Below are 17,211 nucleotides of genomic sequence, written 5' to 3' on the forward strand. Positions count from 1 at the left end.
CGCGGCCCGATCAACCACAAAAGAAAAAAGCCCGGACCGTGAGGCCCGGGCTTTTCGATCTTGCGTCGAAGGCTGCTCTTAGCGAGCGGCTTGGAACTTCTCGACGGCGGCGGTGACGCGCTCGTTCAGCGGCTTCACCGAGTCCTTGATCGAGGCCGAGACGATCTCCGAGGCCTTGCTGACCTGGGCGATGTAGGCTTCCAGGGCCGACTTGGCCCAGGCGGTCTGCAGCTCGACGGCTTCCTGGACGCTCTTGGCGGCGGCCAGCGACTTGGCGGCGGCGACCTGGTCTTCGGCGGCCTTCTTGCCGTAGGCGAAGGTCTGGGCGCCCAGGGCTTCAGCGCCCTTGGTGGCGGCCGTCACCGAGGCGACGACGGCTTCCAGGTTCTTCTTCGAGTGGGTGTTGGCTTCGGCCAGGGCGGCCAGCGACTTCTCGACACCATCCTTGAACGCTTGGTTCGAAGCGGCGGTGTATTGCTCGACGGTGTTCTTGACGGTTTCGGCGGCGGCCATGGGAGTCTCCTGGGGAGGAAGAAGTCGGGCGGGGCGGATAGCGAGCTGCAACTCGCCCATCTGCGGTTGGAACACCGTGGTTCTCTCATGTTGCAGTGCAGCAGTCAACAAATTTGTGCAGCGCACCATTACGTAGGGTCAGCACCCCAAAGCTGCAGCATGGGAAGCACGCGCCTGATTTATTCGCGCCTGCGGCAAGATCGCTCACCAGTTGTTTACTTTAGCGAAAGGCCGCTTCCTTCATGTTACTGGTCACGCGTGTAGCGGTGCGGAACCGCTTCCCAGTTCAAATGACGGACGCTGCTCGATGTTCGCCAAGCTTACCTCCGCCCGTTCCCTGTTCGCCGCTGCCGGCCTGGCCTTGTCGTGCCTGTTCGGCGTCGCCGCGCCCAGCATCGCTCAGGCGGCCATACCCTATCTGCAGCTGAACGCTCAGGAGCCCAAATACGCGGCGATCGTGATCGACGCCAATTCGGGCGAAGTCCTTTACGACAAAAGGGCCGACAGCCCCCGCTACCCCGCCTCGGTCACCAAGGTGATGACCCTGTACCTGACCTTCGAGGCGCTAAGCGAAGGCCGCCTGAAGCTGACGGATCGGGTCACCATGTCGCCCCGCGCGGCCGCCCAGGCGCCGACCAAGATCGGCCTCTCCCCCGGCGACAGCATGAGCGTCGACGAGGCGATCAAGGCCATGACCGTCAAGTCGGCCAACGACGTCGCGGTGGCCATGGCCGAGCGACTCGCCGGCAGTGAGTCGCGCTTTTCGGCCCTGATGACCCTGCGCGGCCAGGAGCTGGGCATGCGTAATACCCGGTTTGTGAACGCCTCGGGCCTGCCCGACAGCCGTCAGATCTCGACCGCGCGCGACCTGGCCGTCCTGTCTCGCGCCACCATGCGCGACTTCCCGCAGTACTACAGCTACTTCGCCGTGAAGGGCTTCTACTTCCGGGGCAACTACATCAAGGGCCACAACCGCCTGCTGGACAGCATGGAAGGGTTCGATGGCCTGAAGACCGGCTACACCAACGCTTCGGGCTTCAACCTCGCCGGCTCGGCCGTGCGCGACGGTCGCCGCCTGATCGCCGTGGTCCTGGGCGGCCCCTCGACCGCCTGGCGCGACAACAACATGGAAGACCTGCTGCTGACCGGCTTCGACGTGATGAAGCGCCGGTCGCGCGGCGAGCGCACCAGCATCGCCGCCAACATCTTCGAAGAAGAACCGTCGGGCCCGATCGAGCGTCCCTCGACCGAACAGGGCGATGGCGACCAGGCCGGCCTGCGGATCGTGCTGACCGAGAACCCGCACCCGACGCCGGTGAAGGTCTCCCCCACCCTGCGCGGCGCCCAGGAAGCCACCAAGAAGGCCCCTGCCTCCAAGGCGACCAAGAAGCCGAAGGGCGAATGGGGCGTGCAGGTCGGCGCGTTCAAGTCCAAGTCGCTGGCCAACGACCAGCTGAAGCTGGTGCGCGGCCGCTTCGCCAAGATGGTGTCGGACGCCGAAGGGGCCGTCGAAGGCGCTGGCGGTACGTTCCGCGCCCAGTTCCAGGGCATGACCTCGGACGCCGCCCGCAGCGCGTGCTCGGCCCTGAAGGCCAGGCGCATGCCCTGCATGGTGCTGCAGCCGTAAGGCGCTCGGACGGTCCAGATACAATAAAACCCCGGAAGGCCTGGCCTTCCGGGGTTTTGCTTTTCTAGGCCTCGGCGATGACCTTGCGGATCAGCCTGGCGATCCGCGCGACGCCCTCTTCGATCTGGGCGTCGGTCGGCAGGGAGTAGCTGAGGCGGATGGCGTTGGCCTTCTGGACCTCGGCATAGAACGGCGCGCCGGGCACGAAGGCCACGCGCTCCTCTGCGATGGCCCGGGCCAGAAGCGCCGCGCCGTCGACGCCTTCCGGCAGGTCGATCCAGACGAACATGCCGCCCTCGGGACGCGACCAGGTCACCCCTTCCGGCATGGTCCGCTCCAGGGCCGCCAGCATGACGCGCCCCTTGGCGCCATAAGCGCCGCGCAGGCGGTGCAGGTGCTGGTCGTAGCCTTCCGACACGGCGCGGTGGGCGACCATCTGATTGATCGTCGAGACATGCAGGTCCGCGCCCTGCTTGAGCAGGACGAGCTTCTCGATCACCGGCTTGGGACCGCAGACCCAGCCGATGCGCAGGGCCGGCGACAGGGTCTTGGACAGGGTGCCCAGGAACAGGGTGCGGGCGTGGTCGATGTCGCCCGAGCGGGCGATGTCGAGGGCCAGCAGGGTCGGGGTCGGCTCACCGATGAAGCGCAGCTCGCGATAGGCGGCGTCCTCGACCAGGGTCATGTCCAGGGCGTCGGCCAGGGCCAGCACGCCTTGGCGCTCTTCCAGGGTTAGGCTCACGCCGGTCGGGTTCGCGAAGTCGGGCACGAAGTAGCCCAGCGCGCCGGCCGGCAGGTCGGCGCTCTCCGGGTCCCGCAGCGCGCCGTCCGGCAGATCGCGATAGGCGGGTTCATAGCCGTTGAAGGCCTGCAGCGCGCCCAGATAGGTCGGGCGAGCCACGACGACCGTGTCGCCGGGGCTGATGAACAGCTTGCCGATCAGGTCCAGGGCCTGCTGCGAGCCGGCGGTCAGCATGATGTTGTCGGGCGTACAGGGCATGCCATCGCGGGTCATGCGCTCGGCGATCCACTGGCGCAGCGGCAGGTAGCCCTCGCTGACAGAGTATTGCAGCGCCTGACGCGACAGGGCCGGATCGGCCAGGATGGCGTCGTAGCCAGCCTGGATCCGCTCTGCCGGGAACAGGCCGGGATCGGGAATGCCGCCGGCGAACGACAGGATGTCGGGCTGGTCCAGCAGCTTGAGGAGTTCGCGGATCTCGCTCGCGCGGACACGGGCCATGCGCTCGCTGAAGCGCTCGGCCCAATCGATAGTTTGGGTGGTCATGGGGTGATCAGAAGTCCGAACTGAAATGACGTATCAGAGCCGCATGCGGCGGCTCGCTCTGAACAAGGTCAGAGCGTCATACAGAGCAGGTCGGGCCGGACGAGCGGCGGCGCCAGAAGCGTTCGCGATTGATCATGCGTCACTCCTAGCTCAGCTGCGGCGCTTGATCAAACGATCCCGCGCGGCATTCAGCTGGGCGGCCAGACCTTCGGTGCCGCCCTTGTCGGGATGGGCCATCTGAATCAGGCGGGTATAGGCCGCCTTGACCTCGGCGAGGCTGGCCTCGGCGCCCACGCCCAGGATGGCGCGCGCTTCCGACAGGCTGAGTTCGGGTTTCTGAGGCTGGACCATCTCGCGGCGGATCACGGGCCGGCGACGGGCCTCCGTGACGCTCCACAGGCCGATGACGCCCAGGACGATCCCCGTGCCCCACGAGCCGCGGATCGTGGCGTAGGCCGCCGCGGCGAAGGCGGCGATCGAGGCCGCGCCCGCGCCCACTCGCCAGCCGTCGCCGTTCAGGAAAGCGCGCCCCTTCGGCCAGAGCAGAAAGACGAGGATGGCCGCGCCCAGCAGCAGGTACAGCATCGGAACTCCGAATACGAAAACGGGCGGCAGGTTACCCCGACCGCCCGCTCACTTGTATCTCTAGTCGAGCGCCTACTGCGCCGCCAGAAGCGTCTCGCCCGAATAGGCCGACAGGCCCAGGCTGTGCATCAGGGCGCGCAGTTCCTGACGGGCCGCCAGATGCTGTAGCGACACCGGCACCGGGCGCACCTGCGGCGACAGGTCGGCGATGGTCAGGCCGAAGGGGAACAGCTCGCGATAGATCACGCGGTCGCGCAGGCCGGGGCCGATGCGGAAGCCGACGCGCTTGGCCAGGGCCGTGAGACGGTCCTCCAGGCGCTTGCGGTTACGGGCTTCGGTCGTGGCCAGGCGGTTGCGCAGCACCACCCAGTCCATGGCCTGGCGCTGGCCCGACAGGGCGCGCTGCTTGCGGCCTTCCCAGACGGTCAGCGAATAGAGGCTGGGTTTGGTCAGCTCCAGGGTCACCGGGTCGACGGTGCCCAGCATGTCGAAGTCGACGAAGCTGTCGTTCATCGGCGTGACGACCAGGTCCGCGCGGCCGTGGGCCAGGCGCGTGATGGCGCTGTCGCCGCCGGGGGTGTCGATCAGGATGAAGTCGCATTCCTCCGCCGCCTTGGCGAAAGCGGCCTCGAAACCGGCGACCTGCTCGTCTTCCGACTTCTCGGCCAGGGCGATGTCGTTGTCGCTGAGGGCCAGCGACAGCGGCATGGGCAGGTCCAGCTTCTTGCTGGCCGTCCAGGCGACACGGTTCTCGAAGAACCGGCCCGAGGTGCGTTGACGAAGATCAAGGTCGAGGACGGCGACCTTGGCGCCGCCGTACAGCAGCGCGGTGACAAGGTGGACGGCGATAGTGGACTTGCCCGCACCACCTTTTTCGTTGCCGACGACGATGACGCGCGTTTCGGCCATGGCTCGATCCTCGATGCGTCGCGACTCGCGCGACCTTGGACTGAAGGTTAACACGATGTTACCAGCGCCCTATCGGGTCAACCGGTTCAATCCACAGGCATAATTGTCGCACCCCAAACGAGGGTTCCCGCAAGGGATAGTGGACCTCTCAGGGCCGCGAGGTCATAAGCCGGGCCTGTCCGCGTGGAGCCCCCAATGTCTGGTGAAGTTGGCATGAGCAGCCCGACGATCGTCCGCACCGTCGCCGAGATGCGCGAGCACGTGCGCGCCTGGAAGACCGCCGGCCAGCGCGTGGCCCTGGTCCCGACCATGGGCGCCCTGCACGAAGGTCACCTGTCGCTGATCCGCCTGGCCCGGCAACAAGCCGACCGGGTGATCGCCACCATCTTCGTCAATCCCAAGCAGTTCGCCCCGCACGAAGATTTCGACGCCTATCCGCGCGGTGAGGCGGCCGATGTCGAGAAGCTGGCCTCGGTTGGCTGCGACCTGTTGTTTGCTCCCAACGGCGCGGAAATGTACGCCCCCGGCTTCGCCACGGCGATCACGGTCTCGGGCGTTTCCGAGCCCCTGGAAGGCGCGGCGCGGCCGCAATTCTTTGGCGGCGTGGCGACCGTGGTGGCCAAGCTGTTGATCCAGAGCCAAGCCGACGTCGCGGTGTTCGGCGAGAAGGACTACCAGCAGTTGCAAGTGGTCAAGCGCATGTCCCGGGACCTGGACATTCCCATCGCGATCATCGGCGCCCCGACCGCGCGGGCCGAGGACGGCCTGGCCCTCTCCTCGCGCAACGCCTACCTGTCGGCGGAAGAGCGCGCCGCGGCGGTGGCCCTGCCCACGGCGATGAAGGCCGCCGCGGCCGAGGTCGCCGCCGGCGGCCGCATCGACGAGGCCGAGCAAAGGGCGACAGCCGCCCTGAAGGCGGCCGGCTTTGGTCAGGTCGACTATGTCGAAGTGCGCGAAGCCAGCGACCTGTCGCGCCTGGGTCCGGGTCCGATCGGCGACGCCCCAAATGCACGTATTAGCGGCCGGATCCTGGTCGCCGCGTGGCTGGGCAAGACGCGGCTGATCGACAACATGGCTGTCGGCTGATTAGATCGGTCGTAAGGCGAGCAACAAGCCTGCGATCAGGCCCACGAACAGCATCCCAACGCCCAAGGCGGCGAAACCGGCCTTCATCATCATCCCTCCGCAATCCCTGCGACAAGATGACACCCGCCACGGTTGCCGAAACGATAACGGCTCGCCAGAAAGTTCTACCAGGCGCCCAATTCGCGCAGCTGCCGCGCGAGATCAGGCGGCAGATCGGCGGCTTCGCGTTCGGTCAGATCCTGCGGCGCGTCCTCGGGCTTGAGATAGCGCCAACCCTGGAAGGCCCGGCGCGGCTGCGGCGCCACCCGAACGATCGTCGGATCCACCGTCACCTCGCAACGCGAGGCGGCGCCCTCGCCCACGGTATCGATGGCCAGTATCGTCTGGCGACAGAGGATCTGGCCCTTGAACACCCGGTAAAGCGAGCCGCCGTCCAGCACCTCGTCGATCCGCTTGGGCGTCATGCGGGTGTGCATGATCCACGGACGGTCGCTCTCCTTGTGCCAGGCCAGGAGATCCTCGACGGTGTCGCAACCGACGACCAGCTTGATGATGTGAAGCGCCATGGATCGCTAGATAGCGTGTGGGTCCAGCAAGACAACAGGCGCTCTCGCCGCATGCTCGCTTGTTGGGGGAAAGCGATCGACGACCCGCATGACAGCGTTATCCCTTAGCCAATCGCGTTCTGTGGGGGCGCGGGGGGCGAAAGCCCGACACCGCCGTTACGGATGCCTTGTGGGGGGCCGTCCGCAGCGGCGGTTCTCGTTTGGGGACCCGGTTGGATCGAAGACCCCAACGCGCCATTATCCTTGAATGTCCCTACCCCGCCTCCGTGTCATCGACCTCGAGACCGCTGGCTCCGCCCCCACCGCCGTCTGCGAGATCGGCTGGCAGGACGTCGTCCAGGCTCCCGATGGCCGTTGGCGTCTCGACGAGGAACGCGGCGCGCTTCTGGTCAATCCGGGCCATCCGATCCCACCGGAAACCATGGCCGTGCACCATATCCTCGACGCCGAGGTCGCCGGCGCGCCGTTCTGGCGGGAGATCGCCGCGAGCGTCCTGCGACCCGACGGCGGCGCCCAGGCCCTGGCCGCCCATCGCGCGGCCTTCGAGCAGCGCTATTGCACCCCCAGGTTCACGGGCGACACGCCCTGGATCTGCACGTGGAAATGCGCCCTGCGACTGTGGCCGCACCTGATCAGCTTCTCGAACCAGATGCTGCGCTACCAGCGCATGCCCGAGGGCTTGGTCCACGCATTAGGCTTACCCGCCCATCGCGCCCTGCCCGACGCCTATGTCACGGCCCATCACCTGCGCGACATGCTGAACGAGGCTTCACTGGAACAGCTGCTGGTCTGGAGCCGCGAGCCGGGCCTGCTTCCGCGCGTTCCCACGGGCCCGGATCGCGGCAAGCCGTGGCAGCGCCTGGACGCCGAGACCTTGCGAGCCTTTGCCAAGGACCGCGATGCGGCCTTGCGTTTCAGCGCCGAGACCGAGCTGCGCCGCCGCGGCGAGACGCTGGATCCGCCCCCGCCCGAACCGGCCCAGCGCACCCTGCTCTAGGCCCAGAACGCAAAAAGCCCCCGCTGGCGAACCAGCGGGGGCGATTTGAGCGTAGACGCTAAGTCTAAGAGACTTACGCGCCGCCCGGGAAGCGGAAGGGAACCTTCACCGAACCGGTCTTGGCGCCCATCGGCAGCTTCTCGGCGATGCACATGGCGGCCTTGTCGAAACCCTTGCCGGCCGCGCTGTTGTCGACGACCTTGCAGTCCGACAGCTTGCCGTCGGCGGCGCTGCATTCCAGCATCACCTGCGCGGCGTCACGGGTGTTGGCGAACTGCTGCAGGCAGCGGCCCATCTGGTCTTCGAAACCACCAGCGGCCGAAGCGGCCTGAGCGACGAAGAAGCTGCCAGCGAGACCCGCGGCGAAAGCGATCGAGAGTTTCATACCCACCTAATTCCTTCTGGAACCGAACCGAACTTGTGAGGATGGTTATCGCAGGCGGGTCCTAAGGAATGGCCAAGGTTCGCGGTTAATCATTTCCAAAAATGGTGAACGCCGCCGTAGGGCTAACGGGACGCGGGTCAGGACTGGGCTTCCAGCCGCGCCAGCACCACGCCTTCGCTGACCTGGCCGCCGGCCACGGCCGAGAGCTCGGCCACCACGCCATCGAACGGCGCGGCCAGAGCGTGTTCCATCTTCATGGCTTCCAGGGTCAGCAGGGTCTGACCCTTGCTGACGGCCTGGCCGGCTTCCACGGCGACCGAGACGATCTTGCCCGGCATCGGCGACAGGATCGCGCCGTCCGAGGCCGCGCCCTCGCCCGCCCCGCCGACCTGGGCCTCGAAGTCGAAGGTCTGGACGTCGCCGCCCTCGAACACCTGGATCGGGCCCTTGCCGTAGGTCGTCGGCAGGCGATTGACCTCGTCGAAGGTCTCGCCGCTCTCGTGGCGGATGTCCCAGGACCAGTCGTCGGTCCCGCCGCCGATCAGGGCGACCCGCAGCGGCATGGCCTTGCCGTCGGCCGACATCGGCAGGCGCATCGGCGCGCGGTTCCCGTTCATGCGGAAGCCCAAGAGCTTGGACGGCGCGCTTTCCCACGGATCGCGGCGGGCCTCGGCCTCCAGGAAACTGTCCAGCCGCCAGCCGATCGCGGCCATGGCCGGCTCGTCGCTGAAGCTGCGCTCGACCAGTTCGCCCAGGCGGGCTTCGATGAAGCCGGTGTCGACCGCGCCGTCGACGAAATCGGGATGGCTGGCGCACTTGGCCAGGAAGGCGGCGTTGGTCTTGACCGGCCAGACCTCGACCAGGGCGCAGGCTTCGGCGAGGCGCTGGGCGGCGTCCTCGCGGTCGGCGCCGTGGGCGATCAGCTTGGCGATCATCGGATCGTAGAAGGGCGTGACCTCGCCGCCCTCCTCCACCGCGCTGTCGACGCGGACGTCGCCTTCGGGGAGGCGGAAGTGCTTCAGCTTGCCGGTCGAGGGCAGGAAGCCGGTGGCCGGATTCTCGGCATAGAGGCGGGCCTCCATGGCCCAGCCGTCCAGCGTGATCTCGTCCTGCTCCAGCGGCAGCGGTTCGCCAGACGCGACCAGCAGCTGCCACTCGACCAGGTCCTGGCCGGTGACCATCTCGGTGACGGGATGCTCGACCTGCAGACGGGTGTTCATCTCCATGAACCAGATGCGGTCGGCGCGCAGGCCTTCCGAAGCGTCGGCGATGAACTCGACCGTGCCGGCCCCGACATAGCCCACCGCCTGGGCGGCCTTCACGGCGGCGGCGCAGACGGCTTGGCGGGTGGCCTCGTCCATGCCGGGGGCCGGGGCTTCCTCGATGACCTTCTGGTGGCGGCGCTGCAGTGAGCAGTCGCGCTCGAACAGATGGACGACATTGCCGTGCTGGTCGCCGAACACCTGCACCTCGATGTGGCGTGGGCGAGTGACGTACTTTTCCAAAAGCACGCGGTCGTCGCCGAAGCTGGCGGCGGCCTCGCGACGGCACGAGCCCAGGGCGGCCTCGAAATCCTCGGCGCGGTCGACCTTGCGCATGCCCTTGCCGCCGCCGCCGGCCACGGCCTTGATCAGCACGGGGAAGCCGATCTTGCCAGCTTCGGCCGTGAGCCGTTCGACCGACTGGTCCTCGCCCAGATAACCGGGCGTGGTCGGCACGCCGGCCTCGATCATGACCTTCTTGGCCGCGTCCTTAAGGCCCATGGCGCGGATCGCCGAGGGCGGCGGACCGATCCAGACCAGGCCCGCGTCGGTGACGCTCTGGGCGAAGTCGGCGTTCTCGGACAGGAAGCCGTAGCCGGGGTGGATCGCCTCGGCCCCCATCTGCTTGGCCGCCGCCAGGATCTTCTTGGGATCCAGATAGCTCTCCTTGGCCGGCGCCGGACCGATCAGGATCGCCGCGTCGGCCTCCAACACGAACGGGGCGTTCGTGTCGGCTTCCGAATAGACGGCGATCGTCCGCACGCCCAGCTCGCGGGCGGTGCGGATGATGCGTCGGGCGATCTCGCCGCGGTTGGCGATCAGGACGGAGGAGATCAAGGCGGAGACCTACATCTGGGAAAGGGTGAACAGCATCAGGCCCGTGAGCAGAACGCCGAAGGAGGTGACGCTGATCATCCAGACGATGAACGTCTTGATCAGCGCGCCAAACCAGCCGGAGCCGTAGCCGCCGCGCAGGGTCTGGAAGAGATTGATCGGCGTCCACAGCGACACCACGCCAAACGCCGCCGGCCAGGCCGACATCGGCAAGACCATGCACACGGCGTTGATCAAGAACGAGAACGACAGCAGGTTGGTCGCCACCAGCAGGTGGTCGTAGATGAAGTACTGGCGACGGTTCACATAAACGAGCGCCAGGGCCAGGCCGGTGATCGGCAGCAGCAGCACCGCCAGGCGGTGAGCCCAGCCGAACGTCACCAGCAGGTAGTAGTCGGGATTGGCCACGGCCTTGGCCAGGCCATCCTTCCAGCCGCCCAGCGCCTCCGCGTTGGAGGCGTGCTTCCCGCTCGGGACGTGCCCCTGCTCGGCAACCTTGGCCTTGATCTCAGCCTGCTGTTTCTCGTCGGGCACGACGACGTTGAAGTGCTGGCCCGCGATCTGGGCGTCGGCGATCTTGTTGGCGTCAGCTTGCAGCTTCTCCGGGCTCTGGAAGTCCAGGCTCTGGATCTGCGCGGCGGCATTGGCGTTGCGGTTGTGCAGCCGGTCCAGAGCCTCCGTGCCGGCATTGGGATTGTTCTGCAGCGCGTCGGCCTGAGCGACCTTCTTGGCGTAGCGGTCCTCGGCCTTCTTGACGTCGTCGGCATACTCGGCGGCGATCGCGGCCTTGTCGGCGCCCTCTTCCTTGAGGTCGCTGTCGCGTTCTTCGACGGCCCCCGCCAGACGTTCGGCGCGGTCGGCCGTCGCGTCCTTGCGGATCTCGTCGGCCTTGGCCTTGCGGCCCTGAGGCGTCATCAGCGCCTGGGCTTCCTTCTCCTCCTTGAGCTCCTGCTCGTGGCGGATGCCGTGGATGGCGTGCTCGGCCGCGAAGATGAACAGCAGCAGGGCGACCAGGAAGGTCCGGAAAGGCGGCACGTGCCGCACGATCCGGCCTTCCATGTAATCCTTGGCCAGCTTGCCCGGCTTGAAGAACAGCAGCGGCAGGGTGTTGGCCAGGCGACCGTCGAGGTGGAACATCCCCTCGATGGCCTCCCAGATCAGATGCAGGATCGACCGGTGGTGGGTGTCGGCGTTCTGGCCGCAGTCGTGGCAGAACCAGCCCTCGAGCGTGGCCCCGCAGTTCTTGCAAGGCTCGCCCTGATGGGTGAAAGGCTTCTTGCGACGCCCGACGAGCCCGGCGGCCGAGTCCGCCGCCGCCGCTTCCAGTTCAACACCTGTCACCACGCCCCATACCCCCTGGTTGAGTCTATTCAGCCCAGGACGGTTTACGGCGCCCGAGGAACGCGCGCACGCCTTCTTGTCCCTCTTCCGACACACGACGGCGCGCGATGCGCTTGGCGCTCTCCTCGATCAGGCCCTTGTCGATTTTCTGGCCAGCGAAGTCGTTGACCAGGGCCTTGGCGTCGCCGATCGCGCCGGGCGCGCAGGGGGCCATTTCCTCGATCAGGGCGTCGCGGGCGACTTCCAGGCTGGCGACGTCCTCGAACACCTCGTCGACCAGGCCGTATCCCCAGGCGTCGTCGGCGTCGAACACCCGGCCGGTGGCGAACAGCAGCTTGGCCGTCCGCGGGCCCAAGGCCTGGATGACGTAGGGGCTGATGGTCGCCGGCGTGAGGCCCAGCTTCACTTCCGAGAACGAGAACTTGGCGTCGACCAGGGCGATGGCGTGATCGCAGGCGGCCACCAGGCCCGCGCCGCCGCCGAACGCGGGGCCTTCGACCATGGCGACGGTCAGCGCCGGAATGTCGTGCAGGGCCTTGAGCATGTGCGCCAGCTCCAGGGCGTCGGCGCGATTGTCGTCTTCGTCCTGTTCGATGGACGCCGCCATCCAGTCGAGGTCGGCGCCGGCGCTGAACACGCCGCCAACGCCGCGCAGGAACACGACCCGCACGCCCTCGGCGCCGTGCAGGGTTCCGAACGCCTGGCGCAGGCCCGAGATGGTCTCGGCGTCGAAGGCGTTCTTCTTCTCGGGCCGGTTGACCCAGACCGTGACCGCGCCCTCGGGGGTGCTATCAATGTGGACGAGCGGGGTCATGGTCTCGGTGTCGTTCACCTCGACGATGGGATCGGCGATCGGGTTGGTCATGGCGGGCTCGTTCCTTTTTAAGCGCTACATTCGGAAAACGCCGAAGGTCGTCTCCGGGATCGGCGCATTCAGCGAAGCCGAAATGGCCAGACCCAGGACGTCCCGGGTTTGAGCCGGATCAATGATGCCGTCATCCCAGAGCCGCGCCGTGGCGTGATACGGATTGCCCTCGTCCTCGTAGCGCTGGCGGATCGGCGTCTTGAAGGCTTCCGCCTCCTCCGGCGTCCACTTGGCGGCGTCGCGGTGCACGGTGGCCAGCACGCTGGCGGCCTGCTCGCCGCCCATCACGGAGATGCGCGAATTGGGCCAGGTGAACAGGAAGCGCGGGCTGTAGGCCCGGCCGCACATGCCGTAGTTGCCAGCCCCGAAGCTGCCGCCGATCAGGACGGTGAACTTGGGCACCTCCGCCGAGGCGACGGCCGTGACCAGCTTGGCCCCGTCCTTGGCGATGCCGCCAGCCTCGTACTTGCCGCCGACCATGAAGCCCGAGATGTTCTGCAGGAAGATCAGCGGGATCTTGCGCTTGCAGGCCAGCTCGATGAAGTGCGCGCCCTTCACGGCGCTCTCGGAAAACAGCACGCCGTTATTGGCCAGGATCGCCACCGGCTGCCCCCAGATACGGGCGAAGCCGCAGACCAGGGTCGTGCCGTACAGAGCCTTGAACTCGTCGAACTTGCTGCCGTCGACGATGCGGGCGATGACCTCGCGCACATCGTAGGGCGCGCGGACGTCGGTCGGGACGATGCCGTAGATCTCTTCGGGATCGTACAGCGGCGGCTCGGGATCGGCCAGGACCAGCTGTTCGGGCTTGCTCGTGTTGAGGTTGGCGACGATCGACCGGACGATCTCCAGCGCGTGCTCGTCGTTCTCGGCCACATGGTCGACGACACCCGAGCGGCGGCCGTGAGTCTCGGCCCCGCCCAGTTCCTCGGCCGAGATGACCTCGCCCGTGGCGGCCTTCACCAGCGGCGGGCCGGCCAGGAAGATGGTGCCCTGGTCGCGGACGATCACCGTCTCGTCGCTCATCGCCGGGACATAGGCCCCGCCGGCGGTGCACGAACCCATGACGCAGGCGATCTGCGGGATGCCCACGGCGCTCATCCGCGCCTGGTTGAAGAAGATGCGGCCGAAGTGGTCGCGGTCGGGGAAGACCTCGGCCTGGTGCGGCAGGTTGGCGCCACCGCTGTCGACCAGATAGACGCACGGCAGGCGGTTCTGGGCGGCGATCTCCTGGGCGCGCAGGTGCTTCTTCACCGTCATCGGGAAGTAGGCGCCGCCCTTCACCGTGGCGTCGTTGGCGACGATCATCACCTCGCGGCCCGACACCCGGCCTACGCCGCAGATCATGCCCGCGCCGGGCGCTTCGCCGTCGTAGAGGTCGCAGGCGGCCAGCTGGCCGATTTCCAGGAACGGCGAGCCGGGGTCCAGAAGACGCTCGACGCGCTGGCGGGGCAGCAGCTTGCCGCGCGCGGCGTGGCGCTCGCGCGAGCTTTCGGGACCGCCCAGGGCCGCTTCCGCGACTTTTGCGCGCAAGGTCTCGGCCAGCGCGCGGTTATGGGCCGCGTTACGGGCGAAGGCGTCACCGGACGCGTCGATAACGGAGTTCAACTTCGGCATGACCGACGCTTAGCCTCTTCCACCCTATCCCGGAAGTCGTAGTTTTTTGGACCCCGAACAGAAAGATTCCGAGCCAAATCCGTTCTCGGACATTTCAGCTTCGGGATCAACAGTTGCGCCTGAACCCGCCCCCGTGGTCAAGCCTGCCGCAAAGCGCTAGCGTCCGCGCCGTGGAAACGCCCCTGCAAGACGACTCGGCCCTAGCGCGCCTCTTCGCCCGCGAGCGGCGGACCGGCGTGGCCGCGTGGTTCTCCCTGCCTGGCGGGGCGACGCTGTTCGAGCCCGGCGAGGACGCCGACAACCTCTACTTCCTGAAGACTGGACGCCTGGGCGCCTTCCGCCGAGAAGAAGGCCAGGAGCCGCAGTTCCTGGGCGTGATCCGTCCCGGAGAGCCGGCCGGCGAGATGGCCCTGATCGGCGGCACAGCCCATTCGGCCAACATGGTGGCCCTGCGCGACAGCGAGGTTCTGGCCTTGCCGCGCGAGGACTTCTTCGAGGCGGCCGAAGAAGATCCGACCGTCATGCTCGAGCTGTCGCGGTTGATGATCCGCCGCGCCCGCCAGGCCCAGACCCACGCGGCGATCGGCGACCCGTCCGTGTTCGGCTTCATCGCCGTCGAGCCTGGCGCGGCGATCCGGCCGATCGTCGAGCGCCTGGCCCGCTGCATCGAGACCCTGGGCTATTCGGTCACCGTCGAGGGCGGCGAGTCCCTGCTGGCTCCCACGGAGTGGTTCAGCAATGTCGAGCGCGAGCACGACTTCGTCCTCTATGTCGCCGAGGCCGACGAGACAGCCTGGAAACACGTGGTCGGCCGCCAGGTGGACCGGCTGTTCCGGGTCGGGCGCGGCGACCGCGCGCCACCGGCCAGCATCCCCAGCTATGCCTCCGGGCCGTTGCAGGCCCAGCGGCTGGTCGACCTGATCCTGCTGCAACCGGCCAATCTGGCCCGCCCCAGTGGCTCGGCCGTCTGGGTCGAGGCCACCCGGGCCGCCCGCCTGTTCCATCTGCGCGAGAACGGCCTGGCCGACATGCAGCGGCTGGCGCGCGTGCTGACCGGCCAGTCGGTGGGGCTTGTCCTCTCCGGTGGCGGCGCGCGGGCCTACGCCCATATCGGCGCGATCCAGGCCATGCGCGAACGCGGGATCCCGATCGACTTCGTCGGCGGCGCCTCGATGGGCGCGATCGTCGCGGCCGGCATCGCCATGGGCTGGGACGACGGCGAGATGGAGACCCGCATCCGCAAGGCCTTCGTCGACACCAGCCCGCTGGACGACATCGCCTTCCCCCTGATCGCCATGACCCGGGGCGAGAAGGTCAAGGCGCGGCTGGACGAGCATTTCGGCACGGTCGACATCAGCGACCTGTGGCTGCCGTTTTTCTGCGTCTCTTCGAACCTGACCTCGGGCGCGTACCAGTTGCATCGCACCGGGGATCTGCAGACCGCGCTGCGGGCCACGATCTCGCTGCCGGGCGTGCTGCCGCCAGCGACCGAGAACGGCTCGGTTCTGGTTGATGGGGCGGTGATGAAGAACTTCCCGGCCGACGTCATGCGCTCGTTCCAACCGGGCCCGATCGTCGGCGTCGACGTCACCCGCGGCCGCAGCATCACGGCCGAGGACGTCTATCGCCCGCCGTCGATCTGGAGCTGGATCATCTCGGGCGAGTGGCGCAAGGGCCCGCCGATCGTGGCCCTGTTGATGCGCGCCGCCACGGTGACCACGGGCCGCGACCTGGCCGCCGCTCGCGAGGCCACCGACGTGCTGGTCACGCCCAAGCTGGAAGGTATCGACATCCGTGACTGGCGCGCCTTCGAACCCGCCGTCCGAGCCGGCTACATCGCGGCCAGCTTCGCGCTGGACGGCTTGCACGCGGTGGTGACCGAACTGCGCCGTCGCCCCAGCCTGATGGAGAAGCGCGCCGGACTCCCCCCTTCCAAAGCGCGATAGCCGAAAGTGGACGCCGGTTTCGGCGGCTATCGCGCTTCACTTTAAGAATCGCACCCGCCGATCCGGTTTAGGGGAGACACCTAAACCGAGCGGGCGCGCGCGACGATGAACAGACGCTTGAACGGGAACAGGGTCACGCCGTCCTCGCGGCGCGGATAGTCCTGGGCCAACCGCGCCCGCCAGGCGTCCAGGAACGGCTTCTTGGCCTCGTCCGGCAGGGCGTCGAGGTAAGGCCGCAGCGTCGTGCCCATGGTCCAGTCGACGATCGGGTCCTGGCCATGCAAGGCGTGCAGATAGGTCGTGGTCCAGATGTCGACGTCCGGGCACACCGGCGCCAGCCAGGCGTAGTAGTCCTCCGCCCCATTGGCGTGGCGCACGCCTTCGACGCCGGTCAGGCGCCGGGCCCATGGGCCGTCGGCGGCGACCTCGGTCAGGGTTCCCCGCCAACCCAGGCCGTCGGCCACCGGCATCTGAATCGCCAGCACACCGCCGGGGGCCAGGCCTTCGGCCAGGTGCGGGACCAGGGTCGCGTGGTCGTCGACCCATTGCAGGGCCGCGTTGGAGAAGATCAGGCCCGCGGGCGTCTTAGGCGCGAAGTCGCCGATATCGCTCAGAATCCATTCGACTTTCGCCGGCAGGGCCTTGGCCCGCTCCAGCATCTCTGGACTGGAATCCAACCCCCTCACCCGCGCTCGCGGATGCCGCGCGGCCAGCAAGGCCGCCTGCTCGCCCAGGCCGCAGCCCAAGTCCCAGATGTCGAGAGGGTCGAGGTCGCGGGGAATGGCTGTCAGCAGGTCCAGGGCCGGCCGCTCACGGTATCGGCGATAGAGCGCATAGGTATCCGGATCCCAACTGGCCATGCGAATCCCTCCCCTCGTCCGATCGCGCGGACCGATGCAACCTGCGCCTTTGTGAAGAATTCTTCCTATAGGCGAAGATTCATCATACGGTCCGAGTCAGGTCTCCGACAGAGGGACTACTAGGGAAGGATTCACGCGGTATGCCCACGCGCATTCACTTGGCGCCGAACGGCCCTTCTGGCCCGGCCCCCAACATCCGTCGTTTCAATTTCAACCGCCCTATCGCGGTCGGCGTAGCCCTCGTCCTGTGGGCGGCCATCCTGGTGGGGCTCAAGCTGCTGTCGGTTTGATCACCGACACCGCGACATCGCGCCGCGCGCGATACCCTCTTTTCAACCACGCGATCAGCCCCATATGCTGGCTGTAGTGTTCAACCAACTGAAAGGAGGTGACCAGTGTCTCATTGTCTCCAACCGCGGTCGCAAGTCGTGACCTGGAGCCTTAAGAGTGAGGTCTCCGCCTAGGCGTTGAGCGCCCAAGGTTTCTAAGTCACGCGCTGCGAAAGCGGCCACGACGATGGAGGGCCGTCCCGA

At 67.4% G+C, this 17,211-nt stretch carries 18 protein-coding genes and 1 pseudogene; 6 read left to right on the plus strand and 13 right to left on the minus strand.

Features of this window, described 5'->3' with window-relative positions:
- Positions 1-78: 78 nt before the first annotated feature.
- Entirely contained in the window at positions 79-513 is a 435-nt protein-coding gene (locus ACW173_RS23370; protein WP_492082507.1) for a phasin family protein, read from the minus strand.
- Positions 514-820: 307 nt separating this feature from the next.
- Here ACW173_RS23370 and ACW173_RS23375 point away from each other — a divergent pair, with 307 nt between their 5' ends.
- Complete coding sequence (locus ACW173_RS23375; protein WP_492082508.1) at positions 821-2,140, plus strand: serine hydrolase; 1,320 nt, start codon at positions 821-823, stop codon at positions 2,138-2,140.
- 64 nt (positions 2,141-2,204) lie between these two features.
- On the opposite strand, the gene ACW173_RS23380 is transcribed toward ACW173_RS23375, so the two are convergent.
- The 4 genes from ACW173_RS23380 to mipZ all read right to left on the minus strand — a co-directional run bounded on the left by ACW173_RS23380 (position 2,205) and on the right by mipZ (position 4,919).
- On the minus strand, positions 2,205-3,425 hold the full coding sequence (locus ACW173_RS23380) for an aminotransferase-like domain-containing protein (protein WP_492082510.1): 1,221 nt from the start codon (positions 3,423-3,425) through the stop codon (positions 2,205-2,207).
- Positions 3,426-3,501: 76 nt separating this feature from the next.
- The gene (locus ACW173_RS23385) at positions 3,502-3,561 is read right to left on the minus strand and encodes a hypothetical protein (protein ID WP_106907314.1); all 60 of its coding nucleotides are present in this window, start codon (positions 3,559-3,561) and stop codon (positions 3,502-3,504) included.
- Between the two features lie 14 nt (positions 3,562-3,575).
- A complete protein-coding gene (locus ACW173_RS23390) occupies positions 3,576-4,010 on the minus strand; it encodes a J domain-containing protein (protein ID WP_492082512.1) in 435 nt (144 codons plus the stop codon).
- Positions 4,011-4,082: 72 nt separating this feature from the next.
- Complete coding sequence (gene mipZ / locus ACW173_RS23395; protein ID WP_492082513.1) at positions 4,083-4,919, minus strand: division plane-positioning ATPase MipZ; 837 nt, start codon at positions 4,917-4,919, stop codon at positions 4,083-4,085.
- Positions 4,920-5,132: 213 nt separating this feature from the next.
- On the opposite strand from mipZ, the gene panC reads away from it, so the two are divergent.
- A complete protein-coding gene (gene panC, locus ACW173_RS23400; protein ID WP_492086048.1) occupies positions 5,133-6,005 on the plus strand; it encodes a pantoate--beta-alanine ligase in 873 nt (290 codons plus the stop codon).
- Here panC and ACW173_RS23405 read toward each other — a convergent pair whose 3' ends face one another.
- A complete protein-coding gene (locus tag ACW173_RS23405; RefSeq protein WP_492086049.1) occupies positions 6,006-6,092 on the minus strand; it encodes a hypothetical protein in 87 nt (28 codons plus the stop codon).
- 77 nt (positions 6,093-6,169) lie between these two features.
- On the minus strand, positions 6,170-6,571 hold the full coding sequence (locus ACW173_RS23410; RefSeq protein ID WP_492082514.1) for a DUF1489 family protein: 402 nt from the start codon (positions 6,569-6,571) through the stop codon (positions 6,170-6,172).
- 247 nt (positions 6,572-6,818) lie between these two features.
- Between ACW173_RS23410 and ACW173_RS23415 the strand changes: the two genes are divergently transcribed.
- Positions 6,819-7,568 carry a DNA polymerase III subunit epsilon gene (locus ACW173_RS23415; protein ID WP_492082515.1) on the plus strand — a complete coding sequence of 250 codons (750 nt, stop codon included), beginning with the start codon at positions 6,819-6,821 and terminating at the stop codon, positions 7,566-7,568.
- 73 nt (positions 7,569-7,641) lie between these two features.
- Here ACW173_RS23415 and ACW173_RS23420 read toward each other — a convergent pair whose 3' ends face one another.
- From ACW173_RS23420 to ACW173_RS23440, 5 genes are all read right to left on the minus strand, one after another.
- On the minus strand, positions 7,642-7,953 hold the full coding sequence (locus ACW173_RS23420; protein WP_492082516.1) for a hypothetical protein: 312 nt from the start codon (positions 7,951-7,953) through the stop codon (positions 7,642-7,644).
- A 137-nt stretch (positions 7,954-8,090) separates the two neighbouring features.
- On the minus strand, positions 8,091-10,052 hold the full coding sequence (locus ACW173_RS23425; RefSeq protein ID WP_492082518.1) for an acetyl/propionyl/methylcrotonyl-CoA carboxylase subunit alpha: 1,962 nt from the start codon (positions 10,050-10,052) through the stop codon (positions 8,091-8,093).
- A 9-nt stretch (positions 10,053-10,061) separates the two neighbouring features.
- Positions 10,062-11,393, minus strand: a complete 1,332-nt coding sequence (locus ACW173_RS23430; RefSeq protein ID WP_492082519.1) for a DUF3667 domain-containing protein — start codon at positions 11,391-11,393, stop codon at positions 10,062-10,064.
- 22 nt (positions 11,394-11,415) lie between these two features.
- Positions 11,416-12,255, minus strand: a complete 840-nt coding sequence (locus ACW173_RS23435) for an enoyl-CoA hydratase-related protein (protein WP_492082520.1) — start codon at positions 12,253-12,255, stop codon at positions 11,416-11,418.
- 24 nt (positions 12,256-12,279) lie between these two features.
- Positions 12,280-13,872, minus strand: a complete 1,593-nt coding sequence (locus tag ACW173_RS23440) for a carboxyl transferase domain-containing protein (RefSeq protein WP_492082521.1) — start codon at positions 13,870-13,872, stop codon at positions 12,280-12,282.
- A 170-nt stretch (positions 13,873-14,042) separates the two neighbouring features.
- On the opposite strand from ACW173_RS23440, the gene ACW173_RS23445 reads away from it, so the two are divergent.
- Positions 14,043-15,818 (plus strand): patatin-like phospholipase family protein, encoded by a 1,776-nt coding sequence (locus tag ACW173_RS23445; RefSeq protein WP_492082523.1) that lies wholly within the window; start codon positions 14,043-14,045, stop codon positions 15,816-15,818.
- 80 nt (positions 15,819-15,898) lie between these two features.
- On the opposite strand, the gene ACW173_RS23450 is transcribed toward ACW173_RS23445, so the two are convergent.
- Positions 15,899-16,678 (minus strand): methyltransferase domain-containing protein, encoded by a 780-nt coding sequence (locus tag ACW173_RS23450; RefSeq protein ID WP_492082524.1) that lies wholly within the window; start codon positions 16,676-16,678, stop codon positions 15,899-15,901.
- 140 nt (positions 16,679-16,818) lie between these two features.
- Here ACW173_RS23450 and ACW173_RS23455 point away from each other — a divergent pair, with 140 nt between their 5' ends.
- Both ACW173_RS23455 and ACW173_RS23460 read left to right on the plus strand, forming a co-directional pair.
- Complete coding sequence (locus ACW173_RS23455; protein ID WP_492082525.1) at positions 16,819-16,968, plus strand: hypothetical protein; 150 nt, start codon at positions 16,819-16,821, stop codon at positions 16,966-16,968.
- 88 nt (positions 16,969-17,056) lie between these two features.
- Positions 17,057-17,142 (plus strand): annotated as a pseudogene (locus ACW173_RS23460) (hypothetical protein).
- The last annotated feature ends 69 nt before the right edge of the window (positions 17,143-17,211 follow it).

Source organism: Caulobacter sp. ALps2 (assembly GCF_058681635.1).

Excerpts from the sequence above, each read along its gene's own strand:
- ACW173_RS23370 (WP_492082507.1), bottom strand. The coding sequence starts at position 513 with ATGGCCGCCGCCGAAACCGTCAAGAACACCGTCGAGCAATACACCGCC.
- ACW173_RS23375 (WP_492082508.1), top strand. The coding sequence starts at position 821 with ATGTTCGCCAAGCTTACCTCCGCCCGTTCCCTGTTCGCCGCTGCCGGC.
- ACW173_RS23380 (WP_492082510.1), bottom strand. The coding sequence starts at position 3,425 with ATGACCACCCAAACTATCGATTGGGCCGAGCGCTTCAGCGAGCGCATG.
- ACW173_RS23390 (WP_492082512.1), bottom strand. The coding sequence starts at position 4,010 with ATGCTGTACCTGCTGCTGGGCGCGGCCATCCTCGTCTTTCTGCTCTGG.
- mipZ (WP_492082513.1), bottom strand. The coding sequence starts at position 4,919 with ATGGCCGAAACGCGCGTCATCGTCGTCGGCAACGAAAAAGGTGGTGCG.
- panC (WP_492086048.1), top strand. The coding sequence starts at position 5,133 with ATGAGCAGCCCGACGATCGTCCGCACCGTCGCCGAGATGCGCGAGCAC.
- ACW173_RS23405 (WP_492086049.1), bottom strand. The coding sequence starts at position 6,092 with ATGAAGGCCGGTTTCGCCGCCTTGGGCGTTGGGATGCTGTTCGTGGGC.
- ACW173_RS23410 (WP_492082514.1), bottom strand. The coding sequence starts at position 6,571 with ATGGCGCTTCACATCATCAAGCTGGTCGTCGGTTGCGACACCGTCGAG.
- ACW173_RS23415 (WP_492082515.1), top strand. The coding sequence starts at position 6,819 with ATGTCCCTACCCCGCCTCCGTGTCATCGACCTCGAGACCGCTGGCTCC.
- ACW173_RS23420 (WP_492082516.1), bottom strand. The coding sequence starts at position 7,953 with ATGAAACTCTCGATCGCTTTCGCCGCGGGTCTCGCTGGCAGCTTCTTC.
- ACW173_RS23435 (WP_492082520.1), bottom strand. The coding sequence starts at position 12,255 with ATGACCAACCCGATCGCCGATCCCATCGTCGAGGTGAACGACACCGAG.
- ACW173_RS23440 (WP_492082521.1), bottom strand. The coding sequence starts at position 13,872 with ATGCCGAAGTTGAACTCCGTTATCGACGCGTCCGGTGACGCCTTCGCC.
- ACW173_RS23450 (WP_492082524.1), bottom strand. The coding sequence starts at position 16,678 with ATGGCCAGTTGGGATCCGGATACCTATGCGCTCTATCGCCGATACCGT.
- ACW173_RS23455 (WP_492082525.1), top strand. The coding sequence starts at position 16,819 with ATGCCCACGCGCATTCACTTGGCGCCGAACGGCCCTTCTGGCCCGGCC.